This is a genomic window from Microbacterium sp. AG790, assembly GCF_003634765.1.
Classification (GTDB): Bacteria; Actinomycetota; Actinomycetes; order Actinomycetales; family Microbacteriaceae; genus Microbacterium.
Genome location: NZ_RBWZ01000001.1, coordinates 1 through 14,047 on the forward strand (window position 1 = coordinate 1; position 14,047 = coordinate 14,047).

Annotated in this window: 15 protein-coding genes; 9 read left to right on the forward strand and 6 right to left on the reverse strand. The window is 70.0% G+C overall.

Annotation, left to right across the window (positions count from 1 at the left end):
• Nucleotides 1–51 precede the first annotated feature (51 nt).
• Nucleotides 52–948: a hypothetical protein gene (locus DEU37_RS00005; RefSeq protein ID WP_147424835.1), complete on the reverse strand. Its 897-nt coding sequence runs from the start codon at nt 946–948 to the stop codon at nt 52–54.
• A gap of 129 nt (nt 949–1,077) precedes the next feature.
• Here DEU37_RS00005 and DEU37_RS14950 point away from each other — a divergent pair, with 129 nt between their 5' ends.
• A complete protein-coding gene (locus DEU37_RS14950; RefSeq protein ID WP_259457071.1) occupies nt 1,078–1,875 on the forward strand; it encodes a G5 domain-containing protein in 798 nt (265 codons plus the stop codon).
• 113 nt (nt 1,876–1,988) lie between these two features.
• On the opposite strand, the gene DEU37_RS00020 is transcribed toward DEU37_RS14950, so the two are convergent.
• Nucleotides 1,989–2,297, reverse strand: coding sequence for a helix-turn-helix transcriptional regulator (locus DEU37_RS00020; RefSeq protein WP_121188696.1), 309 nt, complete (start codon nt 2,295–2,297; stop codon nt 1,989–1,991).
• Nucleotides 2,298–2,586: 289 nt separating this feature from the next.
• On the opposite strand from DEU37_RS00020, the gene DEU37_RS00025 reads away from it, so the two are divergent.
• On the forward strand, nt 2,587–3,897 hold the full coding sequence (locus DEU37_RS00025) for an HNH endonuclease signature motif containing protein (RefSeq protein ID WP_121188697.1): 1,311 nt from the start codon (nt 2,587–2,589) through the stop codon (nt 3,895–3,897).
• A gap of 43 nt (nt 3,898–3,940) precedes the next feature.
• Here DEU37_RS00025 and DEU37_RS00030 read toward each other — a convergent pair whose 3' ends face one another.
• The gene (locus DEU37_RS00030) at nt 3,941–4,345 is read right to left on the reverse strand and encodes a DUF4406 domain-containing protein (protein WP_259457072.1); all 405 of its coding nucleotides are present in this window, start codon (nt 4,343–4,345) and stop codon (nt 3,941–3,943) included.
• A 46-nt stretch (nt 4,346–4,391) separates the two neighbouring features.
• Between DEU37_RS00030 and DEU37_RS00035 the strand changes: the two genes are divergently transcribed.
• Nucleotides 4,392–5,147, forward strand: a complete 756-nt coding sequence (locus DEU37_RS00035) for a DeoR/GlpR family DNA-binding transcription regulator (RefSeq protein ID WP_121188698.1) — start codon at nt 4,392–4,394, stop codon at nt 5,145–5,147.
• Nucleotide 5,148: 1 nt separating this feature from the next.
• Here DEU37_RS00035 and DEU37_RS00040 read toward each other — a convergent pair whose 3' ends face one another.
• Nucleotides 5,149–6,249 (reverse strand): HAMP domain-containing sensor histidine kinase, encoded by a 1,101-nt coding sequence (locus DEU37_RS00040; protein WP_259457073.1) that lies wholly within the window; start codon nt 6,247–6,249, stop codon nt 5,149–5,151.
• Nucleotides 6,250–6,478: 229 nt separating this feature from the next.
• Between DEU37_RS00040 and DEU37_RS00045 the strand changes: the two genes are divergently transcribed.
• Nucleotides 6,479–7,201 carry a response regulator transcription factor gene (locus DEU37_RS00045; protein ID WP_121188699.1) on the forward strand — a complete coding sequence of 241 codons (723 nt, stop codon included), beginning with the start codon at nt 6,479–6,481 and terminating at the stop codon, nt 7,199–7,201.
• Nucleotides 7,198–8,409 (forward strand): sensor histidine kinase, encoded by a 1,212-nt coding sequence (locus DEU37_RS00050; RefSeq protein ID WP_121188700.1) that lies wholly within the window; start codon nt 7,198–7,200, stop codon nt 8,407–8,409. The genes DEU37_RS00045 and DEU37_RS00050 overlap by 4 nt, the downstream gene beginning before the upstream one ends.
• On the opposite strand, the gene DEU37_RS00055 is transcribed toward DEU37_RS00050, so the two are convergent.
• Nucleotides 8,315–9,184 (reverse strand): CPBP family intramembrane glutamic endopeptidase, encoded by an 870-nt coding sequence (locus DEU37_RS00055; protein WP_121188701.1) that lies wholly within the window; start codon nt 9,182–9,184, stop codon nt 8,315–8,317. The genes DEU37_RS00050 and DEU37_RS00055 overlap by 95 nt on opposite strands.
• A 327-nt stretch (nt 9,185–9,511) precedes the next feature.
• Between DEU37_RS00055 and DEU37_RS00060 the strand changes: the two genes are divergently transcribed.
• Together DEU37_RS00060 and DEU37_RS00065 are read left to right on the forward strand one after the other, a co-directional pair.
• Nucleotides 9,512–9,769 (forward strand): hypothetical protein, encoded by a 258-nt coding sequence (locus DEU37_RS00060; protein WP_121188702.1) that lies wholly within the window; start codon nt 9,512–9,514, stop codon nt 9,767–9,769.
• Between the two features lie 32 nt (nt 9,770–9,801).
• Nucleotides 9,802–10,461 carry a response regulator transcription factor gene (locus tag DEU37_RS00065; RefSeq protein ID WP_259457074.1) on the forward strand — a complete coding sequence of 220 codons (660 nt, stop codon included), beginning with the start codon at nt 9,802–9,804 and terminating at the stop codon, nt 10,459–10,461.
• A 152-nt stretch (nt 10,462–10,613) separates the two neighbouring features.
• Here DEU37_RS00065 and DEU37_RS00070 read toward each other — a convergent pair whose 3' ends face one another.
• On the reverse strand, nt 10,614–11,093 hold the full coding sequence (locus DEU37_RS00070) for a VanZ family protein (RefSeq protein ID WP_121188704.1): 480 nt from the start codon (nt 11,091–11,093) through the stop codon (nt 10,614–10,616).
• 136 nt (nt 11,094–11,229) lie between these two features.
• Here DEU37_RS00070 and DEU37_RS00075 point away from each other — a divergent pair, with 136 nt between their 5' ends.
• On the forward strand, nt 11,230–12,927 hold the full coding sequence (locus DEU37_RS00075; RefSeq protein WP_259457075.1) for an ATPase: 1,698 nt from the start codon (nt 11,230–11,232) through the stop codon (nt 12,925–12,927).
• Nucleotides 12,928–13,054: 127 nt separating this feature from the next.
• A complete protein-coding gene (locus tag DEU37_RS00080) occupies nt 13,055–13,993 on the forward strand; it encodes a UTP--glucose-1-phosphate uridylyltransferase (protein WP_121188706.1) in 939 nt (312 codons plus the stop codon).
• Nucleotides 13,994–14,047: the final 54 nt, after the last annotated feature.

Sequence of the window (14,047 nt, forward strand, 5' to 3'; positions counted from 1 at the left end):
GGAACTCCGGCGGGTGGGCAGCAGGCATCTCACGGACTCCTTCCGAGACGATCATCGCCTCAAAGTTGGTGTCCGGAAAACCGGGTCAGGCTCCCCGACGAGTGTGGACAGCGTGAGCCAAATCCAGGCCGCACTCGCTAACGCAAACCCGACGAAGCGCAGAAGAGCCCGAAACGCCCCCTGATCGAGATGCCGACCGTATTGCGCGAGGTATATGCCAGCCCAGCTGACGACCGACCTCATCGCCACAGTGACGCCGATGGCCACCGTAACCGACGAGTGATATCCGGCAAGCTCGAGTACGTAGCCGAGCGCGATCGACGGAGTCAGTGTGGTTACACAGACGCGGAGGATGAGCTGCAGCCGCGCGTGCCCCAACGATGGCACCGGGACTCGGTTGGTGCGTTGCAGGCGGCGCTGTGCAACGTATTGCGCCGCTTCGACTGATGCCTTCTGCTGGCGCGCGTCGGTGACCCACGATGTCCCGGCGCCGAAGGCAAAAGTGACCGTGAGCCCGAGGATCGAGATGATCGCCGCTGCATCGCCGGCGTAATCGAGCCGGGTGAAGGTTGACGGCATCGCGAGCGCCGCGAATGTGACGGCCACGAGGCACGCGACCACCGCGATGGTGGAGAATCTACGCTCGTTCTGAATATGGGTGTCCACGTCGATACGTCTTCTATCCATCAACGCGTATGTGAGGCCAAGCACGAGAACGCTGCTGGCGATGAACGCCAAAGTCGGGATGCTCGTCGCTCGAAAGCTCTGGCTGACGGTGAGGAAGTTCCTCAGCGCCCCTTCCAGGTCATGTGTCTGTAGAGCAGGCGCGAAAACGAGCATCGAGCCGGCTAATGCAAATAGGAGCCCGGCCGCGAGCACTCCCATTGCCTCGCGTAGTCGGGAGGTCGCGATTCCGGGGATATAGGAAAGTGCTGATTCGCGCTGCATCCTCGCACCCTATGGGGATGCTCGGACATCGCCAGCGGCGCTGAAAGAGGCGATCGATTATTCACGGTACCGCTCCCATTGCCGTGATCACGGGGTGGGAGTACGTTCTGATCGAGCTGGGGAGAGTCGATGACGAACGTGCAACCGGGGTGGTATCCCGACCCGAACAAGGCGAACACGGTCCGGTGGTGGGACGGCACGGCGTGGACCGCGCACGTCGCCGAGAAGACCGGGGCGGCGGGATCCGCAGGCCCCGTGGCGACCGCGGCGAAGGCTCCGCGGCGCGGCCTGTCGCGCCGCACGAGCATCATCGTGGGTGCAGCGGCGGTGCTGGGGATCGCGCTGGTCGGGGGAGCGGTCAACGCGGCCACGCTCGCCGCGCGCTCTGTGGCCGAACAGAACGGTCCGGTCGCGTTCGTCGCGACGACCGGGACGGCAACGGCATCCACCCCCACCCGCACGCCCACGCCGACGCACACGCCGGTCATCACCACCCGCGACGAGGCCGTCACCGAACCCGTGCCGTTCGAGCGCACGTCGGTGGATGACTCCACGATGCCGCAGGGGCAGACGGCCGTCACGACCGCGGGACAGAACGGCGAACGCACACGCACCTACCGCGTCACCCTCACCGACGGAAAGGAGACGAAGCGCGAACTCGTCTCCGACGCCGTGACCGTGCCGCCCGTCACCGAGGTCACCTCCGTCGGCACGTACGTGGAGCCGGCCGCCCCGCCGCCTCCCGCGGCGGCGCCCGGCGACTGCGACCCGAACTACGCCGACGCCTGCGTGCCCATCGCCAGCGACGTGGACTGCGCGGGCGGCAAGGGCAACGGCCCGGCCTACTTCGACGGGGTTGCCCGCGTCGTCGGACGTGACATCTACAAGCTCGACGGCGACGGAGACGGCTGGGCCTGCAACGGCTGACGCGTCGCGCCCCTCTGGGGTGGCGCCTCCGCAGGGCTCGCGGGTGGCGATGACAGACCTCGAGTGCGGCGCTGCGCTCCCGCGCTCAGGCGCCGGCGCGCGAGGGGCGCGTATCAGGGACGGAACCTCTCGCCCCAGTCGTGGAGTACCTCTCGCATGAACGCGTCGTTGAGCGTGTAGATGCGCTCTCGCCCCTGAAGGCCGACGCTGATCAGGCCGGCTTCCTCGAGCTGGCGGAGGTGCCGGCTGGTGGTCTGCCAGCTGTTGTCCATGCGTCCGGCGATCTTGCCGGAGGTCTGCGATCCGCCGTTCGCCCGCAGAGTCACGAGAATCGCGCGGCGCGTTCGGTGCGCCAGTGCGGCGAAGACCGCGTCGAGACGGTCGAGGTCGGCCAGGCCCGGGATCTGCTCAGGCGTCTGCATGTACCGCCACCGGCACGAACTCGTCGAAAACGAGGCCACGATCCACGGTTGCGGGCGTGTGAGGCTCGACGAGCGCCGCGAGCCTCGTCCAGATCAGGATCAGGTCGGGGTGTTCGTGCGCAGGGCCCATCACCCCGGGCATCCACTTCGCAAGCTCGATGTAGCGCAGCGGCGTGGACGTGGAGCGGAACAGCTGCGGTGCTGAGGTCGTGGCATCCGCGATCTGACGTGATCCGTTGCCTCACTCGCCATTCGAACAAATGTCCGAAGGTGTCGCTACACTTGAGGCATGGAAGAGATCACGCCGATGAGCGAAGACAGCGACCAGCTGTCGGCGCTCGCGGCTCTCGTCGCCGACACCGAGACGGTGCTGGCGGCGGTCTCGGCGGCGCAGGTGGCTGAGGTGAAGCTGCTGGCGCGAGCCGCTCAACTCGCCGAGCGTCAGGCTGCCACTCAGCGGGGTTCGGTGCGCGTGCACGACATGGCCCTGCGCTCGATCGCCGCCGAACTCGGGGGAGTGATGCGAGTGACCGACCGCACCGTGCAGCAGCGCATCGGCGAGGCGCGTGAGCTCGTCGAGAGCTACCCCGCCACCCTCGACGCCTGGGAGACCGGGCGCCTCACTCGCGCTCACGTACGGGTGATCATGGATGCCGGGGCGCCCGTCCCCGCCGATCGCCGGGCCGCGTTCGAGGCGGAGGCGATCCGGCTGTGCGCCGGCGACACGCCCAACCGCGTGCGTTCTGCGGTCGAGATCCTCGCCGAACGCTGCGCCGAGCGCTCGTTCACCGAACGCCACGCAGAAGCGAGCCGCGGCCGGCGCGTGCGCGTGGTGCCGGGTGCCCAGGGCATGTCCGACCTCATCGCGACGGTCCCGACCGTCATCGCGGAGGGCGTCATGGATCGTCTCACACAGCAGGCGACGGTCATCATCGATGCGCGCACCCCCGACGACGACGACCCGCGCACGACCGATCAGGTGCGTGCCGACGTGCTCAGCGACCTGCTCCTGACGGGCGCGCCGGCGCTCGATCCGACCGCCTTCGGCGACGCGCCGGGAACGCTCGGCGCCATCCGCGCCCAGGTGCAGGTCATCGTGCCCGCCCTCACCCTGCTCGGCGCCGACGACGGCCCGGTCGACCTGGTCGGGCGCGCACCCATCGACGCCGACACCGCGCGGTGCCTCGCTGCCGAGACCCACTCCCTCGCACGCGTGCTCACCGATCCCGTCGACGGAACCGTGATCGCGGTCGACCGGTACCGCACCGCAGGGCCGCAGCGGCGATTCCTGCGCGCCCGCGACCAGCACTGCCGTTTTCCCGGATGCCGCCGCGCGGCCATTCGCTGCGAGATCGACCACACCATCGACCACGCCCAGGGCGGACCGACCGCCCTCTGGAACCTCGCCCACCTGTGCCAGCGACATCATTCGATGAAGCAGTTCACCGCCTGGACGGTGCGACAACACCCCGGGGGAGTCCTGGAGTGGACCTCGCCGACCGGTCGCCTCTACCGCGAAGACGCACCCATCCCACCGGTCACGTTCGTCATGAGTCCGGCGCCACCGCCGGCGATGGCCGATTCCGCACCGCCATTCTGATCCGCGCGCGCCTGTCCGGCGCTCCCGGCGTGAGCCGGTCGCCTCAGGAGCGCGGCCCGGCCACCTCCGACGAACCCGACGCCGTCACGCCCGGCACATCCTCGAGGGCGTAATACACCGGCAGTCCGCGCGCCTCGGCGATCGCGACATCCTGATCCGCACCGCGCGACTCTCCCGGCAGACGCAGCACCGCGTCGCAGCGCTGCAACAGCCGCTCCGCCGTCGGATACATCACCTCCGCGGCCAGCGGATCGGTCGGGCCCGTCGCCCCCGCACTCTCGAGCACCGGAAGCGCCACCCACTCGCCGATCATGGGCACATGGCCGGCCTGGAACAGCGGCCACGCCGCCGTCTCCAGCCGCTTCAGGTTCTGCGCCATCAGCGCGGGGTCGCCATCGGTGCCAGACGCGTAGGGGCCGGCGATCAAGATCATCATGGAAGTACTCATGTCGGCTACACTACGACATAACGTGCAAAAACAAGAAAGAACGTGAATGCTCGCCGCCGCTCGCAAAGACCTCCTCCTCGACCGCCTCCGCCGAGATGGCCGCATCGTCGCCAAAGAGATCGCCGCCGAACTCGGCCTGTCCGAAGACAGCATCCGTCGCGACCTCCGCGACCTCGATGCCGCCGGCCTCGCCGTGCGCGTCTACGGCGGCGCCCTGCCCGCCTCACCCGCCGTCGTCGACTACGCCGCCCGCACCGCCGTCGCCCCCGACAGCAAACGCCGTGTCGCCGCCGTCGCGGCATCGCTCATCGAGCCCGGTGCCACCGTCATCCTCGACGGCGGCACGACGAGTCTCGCCCTCGTCGACGCGCTCTCGCGCACCCAACCCGGCACGATCATCACCCACAGCCCCACGATCGCCGCCGCCCTCCTCGACCACGCCGTCGACGTCTTCCTCGTCGGCGGACAGCTCTTCAAACACTCCGCCGTCGCCTGCGGAGCCGCTGCCGTCGAAGCCGCCGGCCGCATCAGCGCCGACCTCTTCTTCTTGGGCGTCACCGGCATCCATCCCACCGCCGGCCTCACCACCGGCGACGCCGACGAAGCCGCCATGAAACGCGCGCTCGCCGCCCGCGCCGCCGACACCTACGTGCTCGGCAGCGACGAGAAGATCGGCACCGCCTCTCGTTACGGCGTGCTCGCCCTCGACGCCGTCACCGCGGTCATCGCCGACGTCGCCGATGCCGACCCGACCGCGCGCGAGCTCACCGCCCAGGGCGTCACCCTGCTTCACACGCGCTGACTCAGACGGCGATCATCACGAGGCTCGCGATCGTGCCGACCGGATGATCCGGCCGCACCGACAGCGTCGCCTGATTCGCCCGCACCGCATGGCGGGGCGCGAACGCCGGGTCTCGCGTCGTCGGGCGGTGATCGTCGGCGCCCACGAGATGCGCCAGCTGGCGCCGTCGCTCGTCGTCGCTCGTGTGCACGCCGTCGTCGGCCACCGACACCGTCGTGCGGTGATGATCGCGATGCGCCCGCACCACGATCCTGCCCGCCGTCCGGCAGCGAACGATGGCGTACGACAGCAGGTCGGCGAGCACCTGACGCAGCTCCGTCTGTTCGAAGCGCGCGCTGCCGCAGCCCTCATCGATCACCTGCAGCGTCACGCCCCGCGCCGCCGCGACGCCGAAGAACACGCCGCACACATCCGACAGCGCAGCCGACACCTCGCTCGGGGGGATCGAGCGCGCGGTGTCTTCCCGTGCCGTTCGGAACAGGTCATCGACCATGTCGACCAGCTGCTCCGTCGCCCGGCTCAGCCGTCCGCCGATCTCGCCGGCTCGGCTGTGCGATTCCAGAAGCTCGGCATAGCCCGCCACCGTCGTCAGATGCCCGCGCAGACGGTGCGCCGCATCGCGGAGGAAGTCATCACGAATCCGTGACGCCTCGAACACGGTCGTCATGTCCCGCGCCACGATCACGGCGCCGCGCCGGGCCCCGCGCCGATCCCGGAACGGGCGAGCAGTGATCGACATCGCGCGCTGCTCCACCCCCTCGCCCACCCACGTCGTGTACGGAATCGGATTGCCTTTCGACGCCACCTCACGCAGGAGCTGCGGCCCCAGCGCGATGGGCGTGACCCGATCGGCGTGGAAGAAACGCAGGTCGCGGTACTCCGCGCCGGCGCTCAGCTTCTCGGGCAGACCGGCCCGTGCGAACGCCTCGCGCGCCGGATCGTTCAGGCTCAGGGGGATGCCGCGCTCATCGGTCACGATCACCGCTTCGCCGACCATTTCGTTCAGCGTCGACAGGACGAGCGGTCCGTCCTCGCAGGCACGGCGTGAACGGCGGCCCCAGCCGCGCGCCGCCGATCCGGTTCTCCTACTCGCCATGCTCATGGGTCCTCGTTCCGTGCCCGCCACGGTGTGCTGCCCCCTCGACGGTTCTAGCAGACGGCGTCGCCGGCGCCCGAGCGCATCGGTGGCCACGGTAGGTGGAACCACCGACCCGTTGTGCGCTCCGGTGCGTGAAGTTGCCGTCTTCATCGTCATTTGCGAACGGCGAGTCTGACAAGTGCGTGAAGATAGTCGTCGGCGGGGGGCCACTCGACAGGAGAACGCACATGCCATGCCCGTGCCCCCGATCGCTCCGCGCCCACCCGACCCCGCGATCGTGACAGGGCAGCTCCCCATCCTCGACGTCATGATCGTCGAGGATCAGCCCCTCTTCCGCGAGATGCTCGCCGTGCTGCTGGCCGACCAGAACGGTTTGCGGGTCTGCGCCGTCGCCTCAACGACCGAGAGCGCCCGCAACGTCGACGTGCGCACTCTCGACGTCGCCCTGGTCGACCTTCGCCTGCCCGACGGCGACGGCATCCGGCTCGGCAGGGAACTCCGGCTGCGTCGCCCGGGTCTCGGCATCCTCGTGCTCTCCGCCTCCGACTCGATCAGCACCCTCCTCGACGTCCCCGGCAGCGAGGCCGCCGGATGGGGCTTCCTCTCCAAGAACTCCTCGCTGTCGGCATCCGCGCTCGTCTACGCCATCCGCGCCGTCGCCGCGGGGCGCACCGTCATCGACCCGGCCATCCGGGCCCAGCGCGAGATCCGCCGCAACAGCCCGTTCACCCGGCTCAGCCGGCGACAGCGCGAAGTCGTCGCTCTCGTCGCCGACGGCTTGACCAACGCGGCGATCGCCGACCGACTGGGAATCTCTCCCCGCTCCGTCGACGCGCACCTCAACGCGGCCTACGGCCTGCTGGGCATCCCGGCCAGCCGTGAGCGCAACCCGCGCGTCGAAGCCGTACGCAGCTACCTGCAGCACACCACGTCGTCCTGGACCTCGGCGGGATGACCCGGTCGCGCCCCTCGCGCGACTCCCGCGCGGATGCCGGGACCGACCATCGGATCGTGCTGGTCGCGACCGCGGCCGCCACGCTCGCGGTCACGATCTACACCAGCCTGCAGGCGTGCCTGCTCAACGGCTGCACCGCCGCCCAAGGTGTCGGTGTCGAGGTCTGGGCCGCGGTGGGCGCGGCCGTCGTCGCGCCCGTCGTCATGCTCTCCGCCGTCCACGTCCTGCGGCCCGAGCGCTACCGCTACCTCGCGCGGTTCCTGTCCGTCGTGGCGATCGCGGTCGGCGCGGCGCTCACACTCGCAGCCGCTCGAGCGGCGCTCGCGGCGCTTCTCGCCCCGGATGCCGTCGCGCCGGCCCGCATCGGCGAGTACATCAGCGCCACGGTGGCGGCGGCGTGCGCAGTGGGCCTCGGCCTCGTGCAGGTGGACGTGGCCCGCCGCATTCGCCACGCCGAACGGGAGCAGTCGATCGCCCAGGCCCGGGCCGCCGGCCTGGTCGCCGAACTGCAGGAGGAGGAACTGCGCCTGCGCTACGAGCTCGCCGAGACGATCCACGGCAGCGTGCAGGGCACCTTCGTCGTCATGGAGGCGCGACTGCGGCATCTGGCACTGTCGACGCAGCACGCCGATGCGGGCATCGCCGGCGAGCTTCACGCCGTCGCGGCGCAACTCGAACGGCTGCGCGAGAACGAACTGCGTGCCCTCAGCGGACGGCTCTACCCCGTCGACCTCGAGCGCGGGCTTGCATCGGCCGTTCGCGCGCTCGTCGTGCGCCTTCCGCCGTCGGTGGCCGTCACGGCGCCCGATGATGCCGTCTTCGCCGCTTTCGAGGGTCGCCTCTCCCACGAAGCGCGCGTTCTCGTGGTGCGTGTCATCGAGGACGCCCTCTCCAACGCACTGCGCCACGGTTCCGCCGACCACGTCATCATCACGGCGCGCGAGAGCGGCAGCACCCTGCACGTCGTGGTCAGCAACAACGGCTCAGCGCCCCCGGCGACACCGTCGCTGTCGGGGCTGGCGCGCCTCCGGCGACGCGCGCAGGTCCTCGGGGGAGAGCTGGTGCTCGAGCCGCTCCACGGGGGACGTTCGCCCACGGGAGCCCGCTTGACGCTCACCCTCCCGACGCTGAGCCTGGAAGATGCCCGGAGGGCCGCGGCATCCGCCGGCGCCACAGCAGCACCGCGCACACCGCCCCCTGCACCATGACGACGGCGCTGATCGTCGACGCGATCACCCCCGCAGACTGATCCGCCGCGGTCAGCAGATCGAAGCCGGCGTGCCAGAGCACCACGGGCACGATGCTCCACCCTGCGCCGGCCGTCATCCACGACAACACGAACGATCCGAGCACGAGGGCCAGCATCCACCCGACGATGCCCGCGCCCATCGCCTGATACGTCGGATTGAAGAAGAACGCCGGAGCGTGCCACCCTATCCAGACCGCGGCGACCAGCACCGACGCCCAGAACACCGATACGCGCTCCGCGAGCACGGGAAGCAGCCATCCGCGCCACCCGGCCTCCTCGCCGAGGCCGAACGTCGCCGCCCACACCAGCGCGACCAGCGGCCAGGGCAGGCCCGGCAGTTTGCCGGTGGTGCCGAAGGCGGCCGGGGCGGGCCAGCCGCCGGCGGCGAACGCGGCGGTGAAGAAGGCGATCAGGTAGTACAGCGCCGGCATCCCCAGGGCGGCGAACCACCAGAAGCCGCGGAACCGCAGCCGCAGGATGCGTCGTGACCACCTCGCCACGGCCGCCGGCCCCGCCGCGAACCAGGTCGCCGCTACGGCTCCGACCGCCGGTCCCGCCGACGCGACGAAGAAGGTGGCCGGCACGGTGTCGAGCGTGCCCGACGGCCCCGTGCGTGCGTCGATGAGAAGCGGCAGCCACATCGCCCAGGTGACGGCGAAGGTGACGACCAGGAACACCGCCACGGTGCCGCGCCGCGCGGGCGCCGCGATCCCCGCCGGTGCGTACGCGCTCATGCCGTCGAGTCAACTCCGCCCCCCCGCTGCGCAGCCAGCGGGGGAGGCCGTGACAATCTGCCGACGCGGGAACGCTCCCACCGCGACGGGCCGACCCTTGGTCGTCTGTCGGTCTACGTGCTTTCACGTAAAACTCTCGTGAAATCGCGGATATCGGACGATGCGCTCTTTCGTGCTGCGACACAATGATGCTGCGCCCGGTCTTGGGGCCGGCGCGACCCATCCGTTTCTGGGAACGGAGCACTTTCTGCAGCGCTGCGCCTCCCCTCACAGGATGCGCTGGGCCTGCGGTGAGCGGGGTCGGATCCTGGGGAAAGAGGAGTGACGATGAGTCGAGCCGGCGACGCTCGGATTGTGGAGATCTACGTCAACGCCCACTGGCAGCCGGCGCCTTCCCGCCGTTACCTCGACCCGCCCACGGCCCGCCAGCTGCGCGCCGAGGGCATCACGATGGTGCGCGTCGCTCCCAGCTTCTGGAGCCGCATCACCGGCCGTGCTGCCGGGCTCGCCGGCCGTGACATCTCCGTCGCCCGGTACCTCGCGACCACCACACACCGCGGCGGCGACGCCACCACCCGGGTGTGATCGAACGGCCGCGCTGCGTGCGCGTCCTCGTCGTGGAAGGGCAACCCCTCCTTCGCGATCTGCTCGCACGCCTCATCGATCAGCAGCCGGGCATGCGTGCCGTCGCACTCTGCGACTCCGCTCGCACCGCCATCGAGGCGACCGAACGCGCGATCGACGTGGCCCTCATCGGTCCGCACGTCCTCGGCGTGGGCGGCGTCCCGCTCGGTGAAGCTCTGCGTGCCCGCTCGAGCCGGCTCGGCATCGTCGTGCTGGCGGCGCCCGAGTCGCGCGATCGTCTGCGTCACGCGCCGGCGCAAGAGGTTGCAGGTTGGGCCGTGCTCTCCAAGAACCTGTCGTTGACAGCCCCCGCTCTCGTCTACGCCCTCAGGTCGGTCGCCGCCGGGCGTAGCGTGCTCGACCCCGCCATCCGAGCGGAGAGCGTCGAATGGCGCGAGAGTCCCCTCTGCCGCCTCAGCGCTCGTCAGCGAGAGGTGCTCGCCCTCGTCGCCGAGGGACTCAGCAACACGGCGATCGCCGAGCGGCTCGGCCTCTCGCCGCGCTCGGTCGAAGCGCACTTGCGGGCGGCGTACGCCGTGCTCGGCGTGGGGTCCGACTCCGCGCGCAACGCCCGCGTGGATGCCGTGCGCGCGTATCTCGCACACGGGGGATCGGAGCCCGCGATCGCGGTGGGTGAGATTCCTCTCATCTAGCCCCACGAGGCGCCTCCGGTGGTCGATGATGGGCATGCCCCATCCCCATGCGGTGACGAACCCCAGATGTCATCGCGGGAAGGCGGTCGCCCTGCCCCTGCCGGGGGGCTGGCGCGGGGCGACCGCATCCCTCCTTCGGGCAGGCGGAGCGCTTACGTCGTCGGACGGTCCGTCCGCGACCGCGCGAGCGTCTCCGCGAAGACGGCGAGCACGATGCCCAGGCAGGCGCCGGCCGTGTTCGCGATGATGTCGAGCACACTCGGTGTCCGCGCGGACAGCGCGATGGCCTGTCCGGTCTCGATCGTGACGGTCGTGAGGAATGCGATGGGCATCACGAGCCAGCGGTCGTGCGCGAGGATGAGTGTCAGGAGGAACCCCAGCGGCACGAACAGCAGGATGTTCGCCCCGAACTCGATTCGCGAGTAGGTCAGCAGGGGGAAGACCCGCGTCACCGCCCGCAGCAGCGGCCCGGCGCCGGAGTCCACGGGCACCGGCCAGAACGCGATCAGCGCGAGGGTGACCGCGTACGCTGACAACCACGCCCGGGGGCTCCGTACCAACCGCGCCACCGTCGGGCGCCACCGCTGAGCGGGAGGCGTCGACAGGAGTGGATGCCCGTGCGCTCTCGCCATGGCAGCTTCCCTTCCTTCGGGTCGCCCCTTCGCGACGAAAATCCGCGCCGGATTATAAGCAAGAACCTCTCCCCTATATGTAGACGAATGGTTACACTGACTACTACTTGGGGGTAGGAATGGTGGGGTGCAGCTGATGGCCCGCAGGGGTCTGCGCGCAGTCAACGTCGTGCCAGCGTACTGGGACACGGCGGGCAGCGGTCGCTTTTTCACGCGCTGGAGCGCCGTCGCGTCGCTTTTGGTGTCGGCACTGCTGCTCATCCCCGTCGTCCAGGGCTCCCGTGACGGCTATGTGCAAGGCATCGCCGCGGCTGTGCTCAGTTGGGTCGTGCTCGCCCTTCCCGTTCTCGTCGTGGCCGCCGCCGAGCGTCGAATGCGTGATCACCGCTCGCGTGCCATCCTCGTCACCCTCACGCTCCTCATCGTCGCGATCGTGCGTCCGATGCTCAACGAGACGTTCGTCCGTGTCCTCTACGCCGGCCGCTCCGGCGGCGTGTGGGCAGCGCGCATCGGCACCAACGTCATCGTGGCGTTCGGGCTGTTCACCCTCGTCGCGATCATCACGACCCAGTATCAGCAGACGCGTGCAACCGCCGATCGTCTCGCGCACGCCCTGGGGCGCCTGGAAGCCGCGACGGAGCAGGTCGTCACCGATGATCGCGACGCTCGGCTCGTCATTCGTGGCATCGTCGCGGAGCTCCGCGCCGAACGTGACGCGATGCTGGCGCGGGTCATCGACTTCGACGCCGTGCGTGACTTCTCCGAACGCGTACGAGCCGCGAGCCACCGCCTGGAGGAGATGGCCGCGGCCAGTGCGCCGCTTCCCGCGCTGTGGGCGCCCCTTTCCCGCCCGCCGCGACACCGTCACGGGCTCGAGCGCCTTCAGCCGACGCCACTGCTGTGGGCCGGAGCGCTCTACCTGCTCATGAGCGCGCCGTACCTGCTGACGGTGGGAGACGTCTTCGACATCGTCATCGCGGGCGTCGCCATCTTCCTGCTCGATCTCGCTGCCGGCGCCGTGCTGCGCGCGTTGCCGGGCGATGTCCGCCGTGTCCGAGGAGTGATCTTCCTGCTCGTCTGGGTGCTGGCGGGCATCACCGCCGCGGTCGTGGGGCGTCTGCTGCTGCCCGACACCGGAGCGCTGATGATCATCCCTGTGTTCGCGATGCCGCTGGCGGCCATCGTCCTCTCCCTCGCGATCGACACGTATCGCTGGGCACGCACCGACGAGGTCGACGCCACCCGCGAACTCGCCCGTGCCGCGGGCGACTTCGCCGACCGCGTGCGCCAAGCCCAGGCGCCGTTGCACCACGCGGCATCCACCCTCCACGGGCGCGTGCAGGGGCGTTGCGTCATCTTCGCCGCCCGCGTCGACGAGAACCCGCCGACGGTGGACGACATCGCGCAGTTCCGTGTCGAAACCGACCGGGCGCTCGACGAGGTGCTCATGCCCGCGCGCACCTCGGAGATCGACACCGCAGGAGCATTGCGGCGAATGCTCGCGGGGTGGGAGCCGATCATGGCGTTGGAGACCCGCATCGACGACGCGGCGGCGTCGGCCGTTGACGCCGCCGACGCCGCCCCCATCGTCTCGGAGGTCGTCAACGAGGCCCTCGTCAACGCGGTCAAGCACTCCGGTGCGCGCGCCGCGCGGATCGACATCTCCGCGGATGCCGGGGGAGACCTTCACGTGCGCGTCGCGTCGGCCGGAGAGCTGCCTCGCGCCGTCATGCCCATGCGGCCTTTTGCGGGACGCACGCTTCTCTATCAGGACGGCAAAGAGGTCGTCCTCGAGTCGACCCTGCCGGCGGCCGCGATCGCCGCGCACGCCTGAGCCGGAACGTCATCGGGGCGTCGCTCGTGCGACACGGAGCGATGCTCTGCGGGCGCTATGATCGCCACACGCGCGCGTCGCTGCACGCCTCGGAGCAGACCCCCCTTCACGCCCCGCAGGAGATCGCATGTCCCTTCGCTACAAAGCCGTCATCCCCGCTGCGGGTCTCGGCACAAGGTTCCTTCCCGCCACCAAGGCGATGCCGAAAGAGATGCTGCCCGTCGTCGACAAACCGGCGATCCAGTACGTCGTCGAAGAGGCGGTCGCCGCCGGCATCCGCGATGTCCTGATCATCGTCGGACGCAACAAGAACAACATCGCCAATCACTTCGACTCGGTGCCCGAGCTCGAGACGGCACTGACGACGAAGGGCGACACCGCCAAGCTCGGCAAGGTCGCCCACTCCTCACAGCTCGCCGACATCCACATCACCCGCCAGGGTGAGCCGCGCGGGCTCGGCCACGCCGTGTCGCGAGCGGCGTCCTACGTCGGCGACTCCTCCTTCGTCGTGATGCTCGGCGACGACCTCATCGACGAGCGCGACCCGCTTCTTCCCACCATGCTCGCGGTGCACGAGCGCACCGGCGGCGCCGTCGTCGCGCTCATGGAGGTCGATCCCGAGCAGGTCCATCTCTACGGTGTCGCCACGGTCGGAGCGCGCAGCGATGACGGATCCGTCCGCATCCTGGATCTCGTCGAGAAGCCGGCCCGCGAGGATGCCCCCTCCAACCTCGCCGTCATCGGCCGCTACGTCCTGGGCCCCGAGGTGTTCGGAGTGCTCGCGCACACCCCGCCCGGCAAGGGCGGCGAGATCCAGCTGACCGATGCGCTCCGCGAGCTCGCGGCCGATCCGGACGGACCCGGCGTGTACGGTGTCGTCTTCGGCGGGCGCCGTTACGACACCGGTGACCGTGTCGACTACATCAAGGCGATCCTGCAGCTCGCCTGCGACCGCGACGACCTCGGTCCCGAGCTGCGCCCGTGGCTCAAGCAGTTCGCCGCGGGCCTGGACTCCGTGACCGATTCTCCGGCGCAGCCTGCGGTGGAGACGGCATCCGACCGGTAGTCTGGTGACCGACAACACAGCAACAGTGGGCCTCGACTGCAGCGCCTGTCCCCC

Excerpts from the sequence above, each read along its gene's own strand:
- DEU37_RS00005 (WP_147424835.1), bottom strand. The coding sequence starts at position 948 with ATGCAGCGCGAATCAGCACTTTCCTATATCCCCGGAATCGCGACCTCC.
- DEU37_RS14950 (WP_259457071.1), top strand. The coding sequence starts at position 1,078 with ATGACGAACGTGCAACCGGGGTGGTATCCCGACCCGAACAAGGCGAAC.
- DEU37_RS00020 (WP_121188696.1), bottom strand. The coding sequence starts at position 2,297 with ATGCAGACGCCTGAGCAGATCCCGGGCCTGGCCGACCTCGACCGTCTC.
- DEU37_RS00025 (WP_121188697.1), top strand. The coding sequence starts at position 2,587 with ATGGAAGAGATCACGCCGATGAGCGAAGACAGCGACCAGCTGTCGGCG.
- DEU37_RS00030 (WP_259457072.1), bottom strand. The coding sequence starts at position 4,345 with ATGAGTACTTCCATGATGATCTTGATCGCCGGCCCCTACGCGTCTGGC.
- DEU37_RS00035 (WP_121188698.1), top strand. The coding sequence starts at position 4,392 with ATGCTCGCCGCCGCTCGCAAAGACCTCCTCCTCGACCGCCTCCGCCGA.
- DEU37_RS00040 (WP_259457073.1), bottom strand. The coding sequence starts at position 6,249 with ATGAGCATGGCGAGTAGGAGAACCGGATCGGCGGCGCGCGGCTGGGGC.
- DEU37_RS00045 (WP_121188699.1), top strand. The coding sequence starts at position 6,479 with ATGCCCGTGCCCCCGATCGCTCCGCGCCCACCCGACCCCGCGATCGTG.
- DEU37_RS00050 (WP_121188700.1), top strand. The coding sequence starts at position 7,198 with ATGACCCGGTCGCGCCCCTCGCGCGACTCCCGCGCGGATGCCGGGACC.
- DEU37_RS00055 (WP_121188701.1), bottom strand. The coding sequence starts at position 9,184 with ATGAGCGCGTACGCACCGGCGGGGATCGCGGCGCCCGCGCGGCGCGGC.
- DEU37_RS00060 (WP_121188702.1), top strand. The coding sequence starts at position 9,512 with ATGAGTCGAGCCGGCGACGCTCGGATTGTGGAGATCTACGTCAACGCC.
- DEU37_RS00070 (WP_121188704.1), bottom strand. The coding sequence starts at position 11,093 with ATGGCGAGAGCGCACGGGCATCCACTCCTGTCGACGCCTCCCGCTCAG.
- DEU37_RS00075 (WP_259457075.1), top strand. The coding sequence starts at position 11,230 with ATGGCCCGCAGGGGTCTGCGCGCAGTCAACGTCGTGCCAGCGTACTGG.
- DEU37_RS00080 (WP_121188706.1), top strand. The coding sequence starts at position 13,055 with ATGTCCCTTCGCTACAAAGCCGTCATCCCCGCTGCGGGTCTCGGCACA.